Origin of the sequence: Hallerella porci, assembly GCF_003148885.1 — a bacterium.
GTDB classification, from domain to species: Bacteria; Fibrobacterota; Fibrobacteria; order Fibrobacterales; family Fibrobacteraceae; genus Hallerella; species Hallerella porci.
Genome location: NZ_QGHD01000008.1, coordinates 19016 through 33152, shown reverse-complemented (window position 1 = coordinate 33152; position 14137 = coordinate 19016). Strand labels below are relative to the sequence as shown.

Here is a 14137-nt window from a genome sequence, read left to right as displayed (position 1 = left end):
GCAACCAAGAAAAATTAGCGCCGACCGCCGGCTTTGACAATTCTTGCAATCGCGAGTTTTTCGTCTCGGGCGATGATATCGGCCCGCTTGTCTCTTTGATCTTTGCCTCGGCATAATCCTATTTCAAGTTTGGCGTAGCGATTTTTAAAATACAATTTGAGCGGAATCAGCGTGAGCCCTTTGATTTCGGTCGCTTTCCGCATTTTTTGAATTTCAGAAATGTGGGCGAGAAGTTTGCGCTTGCGCTGCGGTTCGTGCCCAAAACGTTTTGCAAAAAAATATTCGTCGATATGCGCGCCGACGAGCCAGAGCTCATTTTTGTCCCGCGAAACTTCGACCCAAGCATCGCTAAAAGTGCATTTCCCTGCGCGGATGGATTTGATTTCGGAACCGACGAGCATAATGCCCACTTCAAAACGGCTTTCTACAAAGTAGAGATGTTGCGCTTTGCGGTTTGTAATGGTCGGCGTTTTTGCAATGTCTTTTTTATCGGCCATATTCGTCTTCGCTTCTGTTGGAATCGTCGTCGAAGGAATCATCGCTTTCAATTTTTTCGATGAATTTTGCATCGGCAGATTTCGAATCGAACAGTTTACTCAATTCTTTGCTCGCTTCAAAAACGGGGCGAATTTGAGCGTCGATATTGACAGGTTCGCCCGTCCGCGGATTGCGTGCTTTGCGGGCGCCGCGCATGCGTAATTTGAAACGTCCGAATCCGCGAATTTCAATATTTTTGCCTTCGATTAGCGCTTGTGAAATGGCGGCCAGAAAATTTTCCACGATGATTTTTGTGTCGACTTGAGTCAAGCCGGCGCGGGAGGCGATTTCCTCCACGAGATCTTTTTTCGTGAGATTGTTTCCGGAATTTGCCATTTTACTTTCCCCAACCGACTGCTTTTTTGCGCTTATCGGGGACGAGGTTCGAAAGAATTTTATTTAATTCTTTGACGCCTTCGCCGGTAACGGCCGAAGTCGAAACGAAATTTTCTTTTTTTGATTTGAAAATTTTTTCGGCTTTTTCAATTCCCAAGTCCGCTTTGTTGAGCGCAATCGTGTAAGGCTTTTCGACGAGCTTCGGGTGGAATTTTTTCAATTCTTTCCGCAGAGTTTGGAAATTTTTCCAAGCGTTTTCGTCAAAGGCATCGATGACAAAAAGAAGCGCATAAGTGCGTTCAATGTGTTTTAAAAATTCGTGTCCGAGGCCTTTGCCTTCGCTTGCGCCTTCGATCAAACCCGGAATGTCTGCGACGACAAAACTGCGGGAATTTTCTGCGACAATGCCTAAGACCGGTTCGAGAGTGGTGAACGGATAATCGCCGACTTTGGGGCGTCCGCTCGAAATTTTATTTACGAGAGAAGACTTGCCCGCGTTTGGGAAACCGACAAGTCCGACATCGGCGACGAGTTTGAGCTCTAAGAAAAGTTTGCGGCGTTCTCCGCGTTGACCTTGCGTCGCTTTTTCGGGGCCTTGCAATGCGGGAGTTACAAAGTGGACGTTTCCGAGTCCGCCTCGACCACCTTTCGCGGCCACCCAACGCTGATTGGGTTCGGTTAAGTCGGCGAGAATATGCCCTTCGGAATCTTTGACGAGAGTTCCGCACGGAACATCGACGATTAAATCTTTCGCCGATTTTCCTGTGCTGCGCGAAGGACCGCCATCTTCACCGTTTTGAGCTTTGTAAACGTGAAGATTTCCCATATCAAGCAAAGTGGTGTACTGTTCGTTTGCTCGCAGAATTACGCTACCTCCGCGACCGCCATCGCCTCCGTCCGGACCGCCGAGCGGTACGAATTTTTCACGACGGAAACTGCTTAAGCCGTTGCCGCCTTTGCCCGAGCGAACTTCGATCGTTTTTTCGTCTAAAAACATGAAAGACCAGATCCTTCGTCGATTCCGAGTGCGATGTTCATATTTTGAATCGCAGCGCCCGAAGCGCCTTTCCCCAGATTGTCGATAATGACGGAGACTTGAATGGATTCGCCTTTGCCGAACACATAAACGTGCGCTTCATTCGTTCCATTGCATTCCGTCGGGTTGAGTGAGCCCGCATCCAAAGTGGGTTCTTCTTCGTAGGGAAGCACTTTGACAAAGCGGGAGCCCGCGTAATGTTCCGCGAGAATATTTTGAATATCTGCAGCCGTTGCACTTTTCGAAAGCGAACTTTGGAAAATCGCCGTGGAAACCGCCATGCCTTTGTAGAAAGGTCCGACGACCGGATTAAAAATGGGCGATTTGGTGAGACCGCAAATCAGTTGCATTTCGGGTAAATGCTTGTGATGATGTCCGAGGGCGTATGGACGCGGAGCAAAAAGTCGCGGAGATTCGCCGGGATGCGAAATTTGTGCGCCTTCGGCTTCGTAAGTGGCGATCATTTTTTTGCCACCGCCCGAATATCCGGTCAAACTATAAGTCGCTAAGTCCGCCGATTTTTTGAGAAGACCTGCAGCGATTAACGGATAAACGCCCAAGATAAATCCCGAAGCGTGACAGCCGGGATTTGCAATGCGCGTACCGGTTTGAATTTTCTGACGAAATTCCGGAGAAAGTTCCGGAAGTCCGTAAGCCCAATTCGGATTGGTTCTGTGCGCTGTAGAAGCGTCAATAATTTTCGTCTTTGGGTTTGTGCAGAGAAGCGCGCTTTCTTTGGAAGCGGCATCGGGAAGACAAAGAAATGTAACATCGGATGCGTTAATGAGTTTCGCACGTTCCGCTGCATCTTTGCGCAGTTCCGGATCGATATGGAGAATTTCTACGTCATCGCGTTTCGCAAGACGTTCATTGATCTGGAGCCCTGTGGTTCCTGCTTCGCCATCGACGAAAATTTTGAACATTTTTTATTTATCCTTGCCGCAGCACTTTTTGTATTTGAGACCCGAACCGCACGGACACGGATCGTTACGGCCGATTGTCGGCGTTGTGTTGTGAACGGTTGTCGGCTTTACCGCACGTCCATCGTAGAAGAGCCACGCGCCTTTGACTTTGTGGAATTCCGAAAGTTCGTGATGTTCGCGGGCGAGATTTCCTTGCTTGTATTTGCAAATAAATTCCACCCAACCGATATTCTTGTCTTCTTCGGTTTTGGTCTGGAGAATCTTAAAGCCCATCCACTGCGAACGCTTGCTCCATTCTTCGACGCTCTTTTCATCGTAGTCGGTTTGCTGAGACGGTTCGAGAGAATCCTTGAGCCACTTGACTTCATGCTTGGCGTAGGCGGTGTAGCGAGAACGCATCAACGCTTCTGGAGTCGGCGCAAGAGTAGTGCCTTTGATAATCGGTTCGCAGCATTCGGAATATTTCTTTCCGGAGCCGCACGGGCAAAGTTCTTCGTCTGCCATAATCAAAATCCTTGTTGTTTTAAAACACGATAAGTCACCCCGCAAGGGGTGACCTTAAAAATAGAATTATTTTATTCTGCAGCCTTCTTCAAAAGCCAGATTTCTTCCTTGCCTTTGCGAGAAGGAACACTGTCGTTTACGGCGATGCGTTCTGCCACATCAAAGATGCCGCCGAGACGCGCCATCAGCTCGCCTTCGGAAGTCGGATGCGGAGGACCTTGGAGAGTATTTGCATTCAAGAATGGGTAGAAGAATGCGATGACAACGCCGTCGTCTTTTAACATTTTGTGCCACACTTCAAAGCATTCGTCGCGGCGTCCCGGATGAATTGCGGTAAATGTGCAATAGTCATAAATAATGTCAAATTGCAAGCCGCCTTTTTTCGGGTCTTTCGGACTCAGTTCAAAAAGATCCAAATCCAACGATTTGAAATTCTCATGCTTTCGAGAAATACGATCCAATTCATCGACGGCAGTTGGCGCAAAGTCAACGGCGAGCACATCGTGTCCGCGCATTGCCCAAGCTTCTGCATCGTAGCCGAATCCAGCACCGGGTACAAGAACATTTCCCGTTTTCGGGCAACTAGGATGGTTGAAAAAATCTAAGAGAGCGGGAGTCGCTTTCTTCAAATTCCAATAATCTTTGTGTTCCGTGTAGAGATTTTCCCAGAATTCAGAGAGATTCTGTGTGAGCATTGACTACCTTCTGTTGTTTTTTGTAAGCGAGCTGACCGCAGGCTGCGAGAATATCGCGTCCCCGCGGGTTGCGGATAGTGATTTGAATTTCGGCGGCACGAACTTTCTCGAGGAAATGGTCCACTTCTTCTTGTGTTGGCGCTTCCAAGTTGGGATCGTCCATTTGATTGAGGACAATCGCATTGACTTTGCAGCGGCGCGGGGCGCAGATTTTGATCAGTTCTTTGGCGGCTTCATCGGTGCACGTGACGCCTTTCATCAAAACAAATTCAAAGGTGACGTAATTGTCGGTGCGGCGGGTATATTCGTCCGTCGCTTCTAAAAGTTTTTCAATCGGCCAAACTTTATTGACGGGCATTACAGAACTGCGACGTTCATTGTTTGTGCTGTTGAGGCTAACCGCGAGGCAGCAAGGCGTGTTTCTATCGACGAGTTCTTTGATTTTCGGAACGACGCCACTCGTGCTTACGGTCATTTTTTTACGGCCGAGATTAAATAATTTTTGGTTGTGGAGAGTGCAACAAGTGCGGTGCACATTTTCCAAATTATTGAGCGGTTCGCCCATTCCCATGAAGATGATATTCGTGACTTGGGCGGGTTTTCCATCGGCGTCAATTTCGCCGGTTTCTTTGAGATATTCGTTGACCCGGATGATTTCTTCGAGAATTTCGCCGGCTTCGAGATTGCGGATGAATCCCATTTTTGCGGTGCGGCAAAAGGCGCAATTTTGTGCGCATCCGATTTGCGTCGAAACGCAAACCGAGAACCGTCCATTCGTCGGAATGAGAACGGTTTCGATGAATTTTTCATCGGGGGTTTTGAAAAGCCATTTGACGGTTCCATCGACAGAAACGAGGTGCTGCACTTCGGAAAGTGAGCGAATCGCAAAAGCTTTTGATAATTTATCCCGCGTTTGCTGCGGAATATTTTTCATCTGGTCATAACTCGAAACTTGACCGCAAAAGAGCCAATTTTCGATTTGATCCGCGCGGTACGTCTTCTCACAGTTGGCAGAAAGCCATTCTTTGAGCTCGTCCACAGTCAGAGATTTGATATCTTTATAATTTGTCACCGAAAAGCAAAAATAGAAAAAAATTAGAAATTAGGAATGAGAAATTAGAAATGTAGATAGCGTGTGGCAAAGCTGCGCGGGGGAAAAGGCGCGAAAGGGGAGTCGTGATTAGTTGTTAGTGGCTAGTGGTTAGGGGGAACCGTAAAAGTGCAAGGACGCATTTGGTGGGTAAAATGTCACCTTGCCAAATGCATGGACGCATTTGGCGGGCAAAACAGCATCTTGCAAAAGTGAATGGACACATTTGGTGGGCAAAACAGCATCTTGCAAAAGTGAATGGGCTCATTTGGTGGGTAAAACAGCATCTTGCAAAAGTGAATGGACACATTTGGTGGGTAAAACGGCATCTTGCAAAAGTGAATGGACACATTTGGTGGGTAAAACAGCATCTCGCAAAAGTGAATGGACGCATTTGGTGAGTAAAACGGCATCTTGCAGAATTGTGTGGACGAATTTGACGTGTTAAATGGCTTCTCGCAGAATTGCATGAGAGAAAATGAGAAATGGGCAATGAGGAGTTAGAAATGTCATCATGGCGCGACTTTGTCGCGCGGTAACGCAAGATCTTAGAACTTGTATTTCTAAGCTCTAAGTTCTCAGCTCTAAGTTCTCAAAACCCCGCGAAGCGGTGCGCACTCATTCTTCATTCCTAATGAAAAAGGCGCCTCTGGCGCCTTTAATTTCAATTAGAACATTTGTCTCGTTTTCTTTTTCGGGGGCGGAGCGTCTTTTTCTTTTTTCGTTTTCGCTTTCATCGAGCCTTCGGCGGTGCTTTTGCTCGAGAAAATCGTCGCATCGTCTGCAGACTTTTTATTCGAAAGATGATTGCCGTCGCAGAATTCAGAAGGAACATGTCCCGCGGAATAAAGACAGTAAGAAGTAGTTCCGCAGAATTCACCTGCAATTTTTCCCGTAAAGTTACACATTTTTTTGCTTACAACGCCGGGTGCCATCGCAAACGTTTTAATCGGCAAATCCTTGTGCAATTCTTTCATCACTTCAATCCAAGCGGGGAGCGGATCTTCGGAACCGGTATGTCCCGGGCCCATCGGAGCGGGCGAATCAGTCCCAACCCAAATGCCGAGGGTGTAGTAACGGGTAAAGCCGATGTACCAAGCGTCTGCGTAATTATTTGTCGTTCCGGTTTTTCCTCCGCTCGGGTGGCGGAATCCGCTGGCGCCGACGCGGGCTGCGGTTCCGTGGATGTTGACATCTTTCAGCATATCGACCATAATGTATGCGCTCGCCGGTTTTAAAACCGTCCGTTCTTCGCTTTTATGTCTTTCGATGACGTTTCCCGCTTTATCGACGATGGAATCGATCATATACGGTTCAATGCGGACGCCTCCGTTCGGGAATACGGTATACGCCGAAGTCATTTCCATTAACGTGCTGCCGATGGATCCGAGCGCAAGACTGGGGACTGGCTGTAGCGGTGCTTTGCGAATGCCAAACTTGCGGGCGTAGTTCACCACATTGGGGAGGCCGTATTTAATGCCGGTGAGAACGGCGGGTAAATTCATCGAACGATAAAGGGCGCGGCGGAGAGTCATCATCCCTTCAAATTCTTTTTCAAAGTTCGCGGGACGCCATGTTTTTGACGGATCGCTTTCGTCTTCAATCGTTACCGGTTGGTCGTTAATCGAATCGCAAGGAGAGGCTCCGGCTTCGACTGCAGTCGCGTAAACAATCGGCTTAAAAGAAGAACCCGGTTGGCGTAAGGATTGCACTGCACGGTTCCAGCGGGATTCGTTAAAGTCGTTGCCGCCGACCATTGCGCGGATTGCGCCCGTTCCGTTTTCGATTAAAATCATCGCCATCTGCGGGGCGTGGTAACGCGAAGAATCGGGATAACGCCACTTGGACGGATCGGATGCGGTATCTTTTGCCAAGTATTCTTTTTTGAAAAGAGCGTAAACGCTATCGAAGTGTGCGACGATGGAATCGCTATCCATCTTGTATTTGCTTGTGAGTCCGAGCTTCCAAACGGCACGCTGCTGAATGCGTTTCCGGATGCGTTCAATGTGCTTCTTTTCGACTTGTTCTGCGAACGCTTGAATTTCGGGATCGATGGTGCTGTAAATGTTCACGCCGTCTGCGTAAAGGGATTTTTGACCATATTTATTTTCCATGAATTTGCGAATTTCTTCGTAGTAGTAAAGTCCGGAGCCGTTTCCGACTTTGTGCTTCACCGTTTCGACGGGAGTTTCAATGTAACGCTTGTAATCTTCTTTGGAAATGTAGCCTTCGTCATACATCGCATAGAGAACGGTATTGCGACGTTCTAGTGCGAGTTTCGGATGGCGATCGGGGCGGTAACCTTCGGGGCGCTGTAACATGCCCGCGAGAATTGCATACTGCGGAACGGAAAGACTATCAAGAGGTTTTCCGAAATAAAAATCACTCGCCGCTTGGAAGCCGTAATTGCCTCCGCCCAAGTAAACTTCGTTCATGTAAAATTCCATGATTTCGCGCTTGGTATAAGTTTGTTCAATGCGAACCGAAGTCATCGCTTCTTTGATTTTACGCGAAAGTTTGCGCTCGGGAGTGAGGAAGAGAAGCTTGGAAAGTTGCTGCGTTAACGTGGAAGCTCCGCGGATTTTATCGCCGCGGGTCACGGACTGAATCACCGCTTTCGGAATCGCCAAAATGTTCATGCCCCAATGGCTGTAGAAAACGCGGTCTTCCGTCGCCATCACCGCATTCATCGCCATCTGCGGAATTGAATCAATCGGCGTCCACATGCGACGTTCTACAAAGAATTCGTGCACCGGAACGCTGTCTTTATCGTAAACGGTTGTCACGAGTTTCGGGTCGATATCTTCGAGTTGCTCGAGCGAAGGAAGAGTCGGCACAAGACTTGCAAAATACAGATAAATTGCAACGAAGATAGCGATACACGGCAAAAGGAAAATGCCGAGCCAAATGAAAACCTTTTTCCCAGGAACTGGGAAGACGCGAGAAATCAGCGAAAGAATTTTTTGAAATGCGTTCATTTTATCACAAATCTAAAAAGGGGAGTGGTAAAAATTTTGAATAAAATGTAACTTTATGCAGAACAAAATTTAGATGGAGTTTTTTGAAATGCGCCCTTTTAAGCATCTCCTTCCTGCAGCACTCAGTTTCTCTTTATTCGGCCTTGCCGCTTGCGGTTCTGTCGATCACGATCCTCCGCGCCTCGAAACAGTTTTTGGTTCGGTTTCTCCGATGGATACTCTCATCGCTTACTTTGATAAAAGCATTGACGACTTTGACGAAGAACAAGTGACATCGAATGTAAAAATCCGCGTCGTCAAACAAAAAGGTTCCAAAATTTACATCGTCGGCGCAGTCGATACGGTTGCGGGTATTCCGCGTTTAATGCCTTCGAGCGATTACGATACACTCCGATTCATCAACATCGAAGATGACGACGGCAATAAAGAAAAATTGCAAACGGTAACTTTTTCCACGTATCCGTATCTCGATAGCGATGAATACGAAACAAATGAAGCGGGAAATTGCCGCTCCAATTCCAAGCCGAAAGATGCCGAAGTTTTAATGGATTCTTCCCTTAAATTCTACGACGGTTCAAAACTCACGAAAGGAATCACAGTCACCGGAATTCTCGGCGGACAGTATAATAAGAACTGCCGCGATGATGAAGACCTTTTCAAAGTCTATTTGAAAAAGCGCGACACTCTTTCCATTCAACTCGCCGGCTTAACGGATTCGATTCCTTTGGAACTTGCTGTTTTAGGTCCCGCAAAAATTGATGGTGCTCCCGCAGAATGCATCTATGACAACGATGAATTTGTCTCGGTCGATGCAGCAAAGCGTAAAAAGACAGTGGTAATCGATACGACAATCGGCATCGGCGATATTCATGAATGCGGAACAAATACGGTGACGGATTACCTTCCGTATTACATTGTCGTGCGTTATTCGGAAACTCTTCCGACGAAGGGACAGCTGCCGCAACCGTATAAACTCACGGTCACCGTGGATCAGAAATAAAAAAATGAAAAAAATGTGCGAACAACCCTTGACAAGATTTCTGAAAAATCTATATTTGGGTCGTTCCAATGCGAATGTGGCGTAACTGGATAGCGCAACTGGCTACGAACCAGTAGGTTGCAGGTTCGAGTCCTGCCACTCGCACGAAGCCCTGAGAGAAATCTCAGGGCTTTTTTGTGTTTAAAGCTTTTCCGCATTTTGGCGGATTTTGAAAATGCGACTTTAAAATCGCAAATCATTTTGAGCTTCAACAAAAAAGGACGCTTGACGCGTCCGAGAAAATTTAATCGGCTTGCAGCAAAAGCCCTTTGAGATATTGTCCTTCGGGGAAAGTTGTTTTAATCGGATGGTCTGCGGGTTGTCCGAAACGCTTGATGATTTGCACATCGCGGTGAGCGTCAAGAGCTGCGTCGGCGACGATTTTTTGGAAAAGTGACATTTCCATAAGACCAGAACAGCTGAAGGTCGCGAGCATTCCTTGCGGCGCTAAAAGTTTGAGCGCGAGCAAATTGATGTCTTTGTAACCGCGGGCGCCTTTTTCTAAATGCGATTTGCTTTCGATAAATTTCGGCGGATCGAGGACGATTAAATCAAAAGTTTTCCGGCTGTCGCGGCATTTGCGAAGATACGCAAATACATCGGCTTCGACGAGTTCGGTTTTGCTTTTGTCAAATCCATTTTTCTGAATTAACGAATCCGCGATTTGGAGCGCATCTCGGGAAACATCGACTTCGGTGACAAGCTTCGCGTCATTTTGTAAAGCAAAAAGTCCGAAGCCTCCGGTGTACGAAAAACAGTTGAGCACGTGTTTTCCGCGGGCGAATTTTCCGACTTCGAAACGCGCGTCGCGCTGATCCAAATAGTAACCGGTTTTGTGCCCATTCCAAACGTCAACGTCAAAACGAATTCCGTTTTCGAGCATTTCGACGGGAGTTTTTGGCACATCGCCGTAAACGATTTCTTTTCTCTGCGGAAGTCCTTCTTTTAAGCGGACGTCGGCATCGCAGCGTTCTAAAATGCCGCGTGGATGCACTTTTTCGACGAGAATTTCGTAGAGGATTTTGCGAAATTTTTCTGCGCCGGCAGCGAGGATTTCGATGGAAAGAATGTCGGCGTATTTATCGACAATGCAGCCGGGAATGCCGTCATTTTCGGCGTGAATTAAGCGGAAAGCGGATTTCGGGTCTGCGACATCAAAGCCGCGGGCACGGCGATTTTCAATCGCCTTGTCGATGAGAGCTGCAAAAAAATCGCGGTCGATCGGTGTGCGTTCGCGGAAAGTCCAAAAGCGTGCGCGGATTTGCGACGTCGGCGAAAATGCCGCGTAGCCTAAAAATTCTCCGTGAGCGGAACGCACTTCGACGGTATCGCCGGCTTGCGGATTCCCGAGAACTTGATGAATGGCGCCGCTAAAAATCCACGGATGATTGCGCACCGCCGATTTTTCTTTTCCCGCTGTTAAAACGATGACCGGAATTTCCGCTTTAGCCATTACAGCGTATCCTGAAATTGATGGAACGAATCGAGCAATTCTTTGTAGGAATTTGCCGCTGCGAGAGTGGGGAATTTGGCGGTTACATTTTCGGGCGCAAAGAGAAAGGAACCTTTGTCGGCAGCGAGAAGCATTCCCGTATCGTTAAAGGAATCGCCCGCAGAAAATACTTTGAAATTTAATGTTTTGAGCGCTTCGACGGTTTTGCGTTTTTGATCTTGTAAACGCAAATGATAACCGATGATTTTATCGTCTTCGACAATTAAATTGTGGCAGAAAATCGTCGGCAAATTCATCTTCTTGACCAGCGGATACGCAAATTCTTGGAAGGTATCCGAAAGGATGATGACTTGCGCTTCGTTGCGGAGAGTGTTTAAAAATTCTAGAGCGCCGTCCAAAAGCGGAAGGCTTCCGATGACGCGTTGAATATCCGAAAGCTTCAAATGATTGCGTTCCAAAATTTTCAAGCGTCCGCGCATCAGTTCATCGTAATCTTGAATATCGCGGGTGGTTAAACGCAGTTCTGGAATTCCCGTTTTTTCGGCGAAGGCAATCCAAATTTCCGGAGTTAAAACCCCTTCCATATCCAACGTGACAATGCATTGTTTCGTAAACATAAGCGCTACTTTATTTGAGAAGTCGATCGTTTAAAATTTCTTGAATTTCGCTCGGCGTGATAATGTATTTGTTCCGGCAAAATTCGCAGACGAGTTCCACATTTTTTCCGTCTTGGATTAAGTCTTGCAAATCTTCGGTCGGAATCGTTGCAAGGGAAGCGAGAGAGCGGACTTTGCTGCACGGGCAATAAGGCTGCGGCTTAATTTCGCGGACGATTGTCGTCGGATATTCGCCCGAAATCGCTTCCATTAAACGGTTCAAATTGTATTGGTTGCCGTCAAAAAATTCCGAGAATGCAGGAAGTTTCGCAATTTGCTTTTCGAGTTGTGCGAGTTCATCGTCGGCGATATCGGCAAAAGGTTCCAAATAAAATCCGACCGCATAATCTAATTTCTGCGGATCATTTTTGTTTAAGCGCGCTTCAATGCCGACTGCAGAACGAGTCTGCGCCGATTGCAACATGTAGACAGAAAGGTTGCGCCCCATGCTTTCGGAAACCGCTTCGATAATGCTTTCGCGGACGCGTTTTCCGTGTTCATCCAAGGTGACGACTTCAAAACGCTGCGGGGAAAGTGCGGGCTCGTATTGTTTATTTTTTTGAATTTCGTCTTGCGGAATCATCGCACGGAAAAGTCCTTGCGGCGTGGAATCGGCTTCGGTAAACGAAATATCGCCCGAAAACGAAACTTTCACGCAGACCGTTCCCGCAAATTTTAAACTTGACGAAAGGAAAAGCGACGCAAGAGAAGTTTCTGCCAAAAGCTTTAAAGCTTCCGAAGAAGCGCCGTGCATTTTGCCGATTTCTTCGGCGGATTTGGTAATGTCCGCGAGAACTAAACGAAAAGGAACGTGCGAACCGGTCGCACGAATTAAACGGTCTAGGGAAGAATTTTGCATAAGTCAAATATAGAAATTGCGAGAATGCTAAACTTTCGTGTAGCGTTTGAACCATTCCGCAAATTTTGCAATGCCTTCGTCCAAATCGACAGCGGGCTTATAACCGATATCTTTTTCCAAAGCTTCCGTATCGGCCCAAGTGACTTCGACATCGCCCGGTTGCATCGGCAGCATAATTTTTTCGGCGACTTTTCCAAAATTTTTTTCGAGAGTCGCGATGAAATCCATCAGTTTAATCGGCTGACCGCGTCCGATATTATACAAACGATTTAAAGGTTCTTTTTTCTCGACGCCATCGTAAGCGATGCGTTTAATGCCTTCGACGATATCATCGATATACGTGAAGTCGCGCATCATTTTTCCGTTGTTAAAAACTTTAATCGGGCGGTTGTGTGTAATCGCATCGGCGAAAAGCCACGGTGACATATCGGGACGGCCCCACGGACCGTAAACGGTAAAGAAGCGAAGCCCCGTTAAATTCAGCTGAAAAAGATGATGATAAGTTTCTGCCATGAGTTCGTTTGCACGTTTTGTCGCGGCATATAAACTCGACGGTTTTTCAACGCGGTCAGTTGTGCGGAACGGCGTCTCGGTATTTCGACCGTAAACGCTCGACGAAGAAGCGTAAACGAAATGTTTCGGCGGAACAGCGCGGGCGCATTCTAACAAATTCACAAAGCCTGCGACATTTGATTCCACATAACTTTGCGGATTGATCAAACTGTAACGCACCCCAGCTTGCGCCGCTAAATTCACGACGATGTCAAAATGATTTTCTTGGAAAAGCGGTAAAAGAGTTTCTTTATCCGAAAGATTGCATTCGACAAAGCGGAAATGTTCCGTCGGAATTCGGCTCAAACGATCCCGCTTTAATTGAACGATGTAGTAATCATTCAAATTATCAATGCCTACGACTTTGTGCCCTTCTTTCAAAAAAGCAAGAGCGGTTTCGCATCCGATAAATCCGGCAACGCCTGTGACGAGAATTTTCATATCACCCCTTAAAATCCTATGCCGACAGAGAAGAATGGGCAGGACATCGTGTCAAAGTCGAGCATAAATCCGTAATCGTCATTGTCCCAATGGCTGCTATCATACGTGTGGAAATAATAGTGCGTGCTGCGAACGCCGGCGAAAATGGCAACGCGATGAAAGGCGACTTGTAAACCGATGCCGCGGAGATATCCGAAAATTAACGGATTCATATAATAGTCGTCGTTGAGGAACGAATAGCCGAACATTCCGCCCAAAAATCCGAGCGCGCGGATTTGATAATTCTGACTGTGCAGGAAAGAAAATCCGATTTGGAATCCGCCTTGGAGCAGTAAATTGTTTGCGGTAATCGAGCGTTCTTTATCGGACTTGTCCCGCGGCGTATAATCGATATCAAAACGGTTATATGCAAAGGCACCGAAGAGAGAAATCCATTTGTTGATGTAATATTGAGAAGCGATACCGATTAAATTGGAAATGTCTACATCGACGTCGTAATTTTTTCCTTTGCGGCGCATATTGCTTTCGACATTGGACGCTTTCACATTCGTGATTTCGTAAATCAAACCGAGTCCCATCGGGCGGCGTTTTTGGTAAAGAATCGTGTCTGCGTTAGAAGAATCGGTTTGCGCTTTCGCGACCGCGGAATCGGGAATTGTAGCGGCAGAATCGCTCGGGGCTTTCGCGACTGCGGAATCGGGAATTGTAACGGCAGAATCACTTGGGGCTTTCGCGACTGCGGAATCGGGAATTGTAACGGCAGAATCACTTGGAGCTTTCGCGACCGTGGAATCGGGAATTGTAACGGCAGAATCACTTGGAGCTTTCGCGACCGCGGAATCGGGAATTGTAACGGCAGAATCGCTCGGAGCTTTCGCGACCGCGGAATCGGGAGCAGAATTTTCGGTTAAATTTTTGGCTTGTAAAGAATCCGAAACGGGGAGAGCGGTTTCGTCGGCATAGCTAAAACTAGTTCCGATGAAAAGCGCCATCGCAACGGGGAAAAGTCGAAAAAGTCGATGAGAGTAGAACATTGCG

The 14137-nt window shown here is 47.2% G+C and carries 15 protein-coding genes and 1 tRNA gene; 3 read left to right on the top strand and 13 right to left on the bottom strand.

Features of this window, described 5'->3' with window-relative positions:
- Positions 1–14: 14 nt before the first annotated feature.
- The 7 genes from smpB to rlmN form a co-directional block, all read right to left on the bottom strand.
- Positions 15–569 carry an SsrA-binding protein SmpB gene (gene smpB / locus B0H50_RS05645; protein WP_233244533.1) on the bottom strand — a complete coding sequence of 185 codons (555 nt, stop codon included), beginning with the start codon at positions 567–569 and terminating at the stop codon, positions 15–17.
- A complete protein-coding gene (locus B0H50_RS05640) occupies positions 487–873 on the bottom strand; it encodes an HU family DNA-binding protein (protein ID WP_109587397.1) in 387 nt (128 codons plus the stop codon). The genes smpB and B0H50_RS05640 overlap by 83 nt, the downstream gene beginning before the upstream one ends.
- Position 874: 1 nt before the next feature.
- Positions 875–1870, bottom strand: a complete 996-nt coding sequence (obgE, locus tag B0H50_RS05635; RefSeq protein WP_109587396.1) for a GTPase ObgE — start codon at positions 1868–1870, stop codon at positions 875–877.
- Positions 1861–2832, bottom strand: coding sequence for an N-acetyl-gamma-glutamyl-phosphate reductase (argC, locus tag B0H50_RS05630; RefSeq protein ID WP_109587395.1), 972 nt, complete (start codon positions 2830–2832; stop codon positions 1861–1863). The genes obgE and argC overlap by 10 nt, the downstream gene beginning before the upstream one ends.
- Positions 2833–2835: 3 nt before the next feature.
- A complete protein-coding gene (locus tag B0H50_RS05625) occupies positions 2836–3336 on the bottom strand; it encodes a YchJ family protein (protein WP_106197728.1) in 501 nt (166 codons plus the stop codon).
- A gap of 71 nt (positions 3337–3407) precedes the next feature.
- A complete protein-coding gene (locus B0H50_RS05620; protein ID WP_106197727.1) occupies positions 3408–4031 on the bottom strand; it encodes a methyltransferase in 624 nt (207 codons plus the stop codon).
- A complete protein-coding gene (rlmN, locus tag B0H50_RS05615; protein ID WP_106197726.1) occupies positions 4009–5103 on the bottom strand; it encodes a 23S rRNA (adenine(2503)-C(2))-methyltransferase RlmN in 1095 nt (364 codons plus the stop codon). Before rlmN ends, B0H50_RS05620 begins: the two co-directional genes overlap by 23 nt.
- Positions 5104–5276: 173 nt before the next feature.
- Here rlmN and B0H50_RS05610 point away from each other — a divergent pair, with 173 nt between their 5' ends.
- Positions 5277–5522, top strand: coding sequence for a hypothetical protein (locus tag B0H50_RS05610; protein WP_146193691.1), 246 nt, complete (start codon positions 5277–5279; stop codon positions 5520–5522).
- Between the two features lie 267 nt (positions 5523–5789).
- Here the strand turns inward: B0H50_RS05610 and B0H50_RS05605 are convergent, their stop codons facing one another.
- Positions 5790–8099, bottom strand: coding sequence for a penicillin-binding protein 1A (locus tag B0H50_RS05605; protein ID WP_106197724.1), 2310 nt, complete (start codon positions 8097–8099; stop codon positions 5790–5792).
- An 88-nt stretch (positions 8100–8187) separates the two neighbouring features.
- Between B0H50_RS05605 and B0H50_RS05600 the strand changes: the two genes are divergently transcribed.
- Both B0H50_RS05600 and B0H50_RS05595 read left to right on the top strand, forming a co-directional pair.
- Complete coding sequence (locus B0H50_RS05600) at positions 8188–9099, top strand: hypothetical protein (protein ID WP_146129118.1); 912 nt, start codon at positions 8188–8190, stop codon at positions 9097–9099.
- Between the two features lie 70 nt (positions 9100–9169).
- Positions 9170–9243 (top strand) — tRNA-Arg (locus tag B0H50_RS05595).
- A 139-nt stretch (positions 9244–9382) separates the two neighbouring features.
- Here the strand turns inward: B0H50_RS05595 and B0H50_RS05590 are convergent.
- Genes B0H50_RS05590 through B0H50_RS05570 form a run of 5 tightly spaced genes read right to left on the bottom strand, consistent with a single transcriptional unit; the run spans position 9383 to position 14133 of the window.
- On the bottom strand, positions 9383–10591 hold the full coding sequence (locus B0H50_RS05590; RefSeq protein WP_173315552.1) for a class I SAM-dependent rRNA methyltransferase: 1209 nt from the start codon (positions 10589–10591) through the stop codon (positions 9383–9385).
- Positions 10591–11208: a bifunctional phosphoserine phosphatase/homoserine phosphotransferase ThrH gene (thrH, locus tag B0H50_RS05585; RefSeq protein ID WP_106197683.1), complete on the bottom strand. Its 618-nt coding sequence runs from the start codon at positions 11206–11208 to the stop codon at positions 10591–10593. The genes B0H50_RS05590 and thrH overlap by 1 nt, the downstream gene beginning before the upstream one ends.
- A 10-nt stretch (positions 11209–11218) precedes the next feature.
- Positions 11219–12106: an Hsp33 family molecular chaperone HslO gene (locus tag B0H50_RS05580; protein WP_106197682.1), complete on the bottom strand. Its 888-nt coding sequence runs from the start codon at positions 12104–12106 to the stop codon at positions 11219–11221.
- A gap of 27 nt (positions 12107–12133) precedes the next feature.
- Entirely contained in the window at positions 12134–13099 is a 966-nt protein-coding gene (locus tag B0H50_RS05575; protein WP_106197681.1) for an NAD-dependent epimerase/dehydratase family protein, read from the bottom strand.
- Positions 13100–13107: 8 nt separating this feature from the next.
- Positions 13108–14133 carry a hypothetical protein gene (locus B0H50_RS05570; protein WP_109587393.1) on the bottom strand — a complete coding sequence of 342 codons (1026 nt, stop codon included), beginning with the start codon at positions 14131–14133 and terminating at the stop codon, positions 13108–13110.
- Positions 14134–14137: the final 4 nt, after the last annotated feature.

What these genes read in the sequence shown, in the direction of transcription:
- smpB (WP_233244533.1), bottom strand. Translation starts at nt 569, where the DNA reads ATGCAAAATTCATCGAAAAAATTGAAAGCGATGATTCCTTCGACGACG.
- B0H50_RS05640 (WP_109587397.1), bottom strand. Translation starts at nt 873, where the DNA reads ATGGCAAATTCCGGAAACAATCTCACGAAAAAAGATCTCGTGGAGGAA.
- obgE (WP_109587396.1), bottom strand. Translation starts at nt 1,870, where the DNA reads ATGTTTTTAGACGAAAAAACGATCGAAGTTCGCTCGGGCAAAGGCGGC.
- argC (WP_109587395.1), bottom strand. Translation starts at nt 2,832, where the DNA reads ATGTTCAAAATTTTCGTCGATGGCGAAGCAGGAACCACAGGGCTCCAG.
- B0H50_RS05625 (WP_106197728.1), bottom strand. Translation starts at nt 3,336, where the DNA reads ATGGCAGACGAAGAACTTTGCCCGTGCGGCTCCGGAAAGAAATATTCC.
- B0H50_RS05620 (WP_106197727.1), bottom strand. Translation starts at nt 4,031, where the DNA reads ATGCTCACACAGAATCTCTCTGAATTCTGGGAAAATCTCTACACGGAA.
- B0H50_RS05610 (WP_146193691.1), top strand. Translation starts at nt 5,277, where the DNA reads ATGTCACCTTGCCAAATGCATGGACGCATTTGGCGGGCAAAACAGCAT.
- B0H50_RS05605 (WP_106197724.1), bottom strand. Translation starts at nt 8,099, where the DNA reads ATGAACGCATTTCAAAAAATTCTTTCGCTGATTTCTCGCGTCTTCCCA.
- B0H50_RS05600 (WP_146129118.1), top strand. Translation starts at nt 8,188, where the DNA reads ATGCGCCCTTTTAAGCATCTCCTTCCTGCAGCACTCAGTTTCTCTTTA.
- B0H50_RS05590 (WP_173315552.1), bottom strand. Translation starts at nt 10,591, where the DNA reads ATGGCTAAAGCGGAAATTCCGGTCATCGTTTTAACAGCGGGAAAAGAA.
- thrH (WP_106197683.1), bottom strand. Translation starts at nt 11,208, where the DNA reads ATGTTTACGAAACAATGCATTGTCACGTTGGATATGGAAGGGGTTTTA.
- B0H50_RS05580 (WP_106197682.1), bottom strand. Translation starts at nt 12,106, where the DNA reads ATGCAAAATTCTTCCCTAGACCGTTTAATTCGTGCGACCGGTTCGCAC.
- B0H50_RS05575 (WP_106197681.1), bottom strand. Translation starts at nt 13,099, where the DNA reads ATGAAAATTCTCGTCACAGGCGTTGCCGGATTTATCGGATGCGAAACC.
- B0H50_RS05570 (WP_109587393.1), bottom strand. Translation starts at nt 14,133, where the DNA reads ATGTTCTACTCTCATCGACTTTTTCGACTTTTCCCCGTTGCGATGGCG.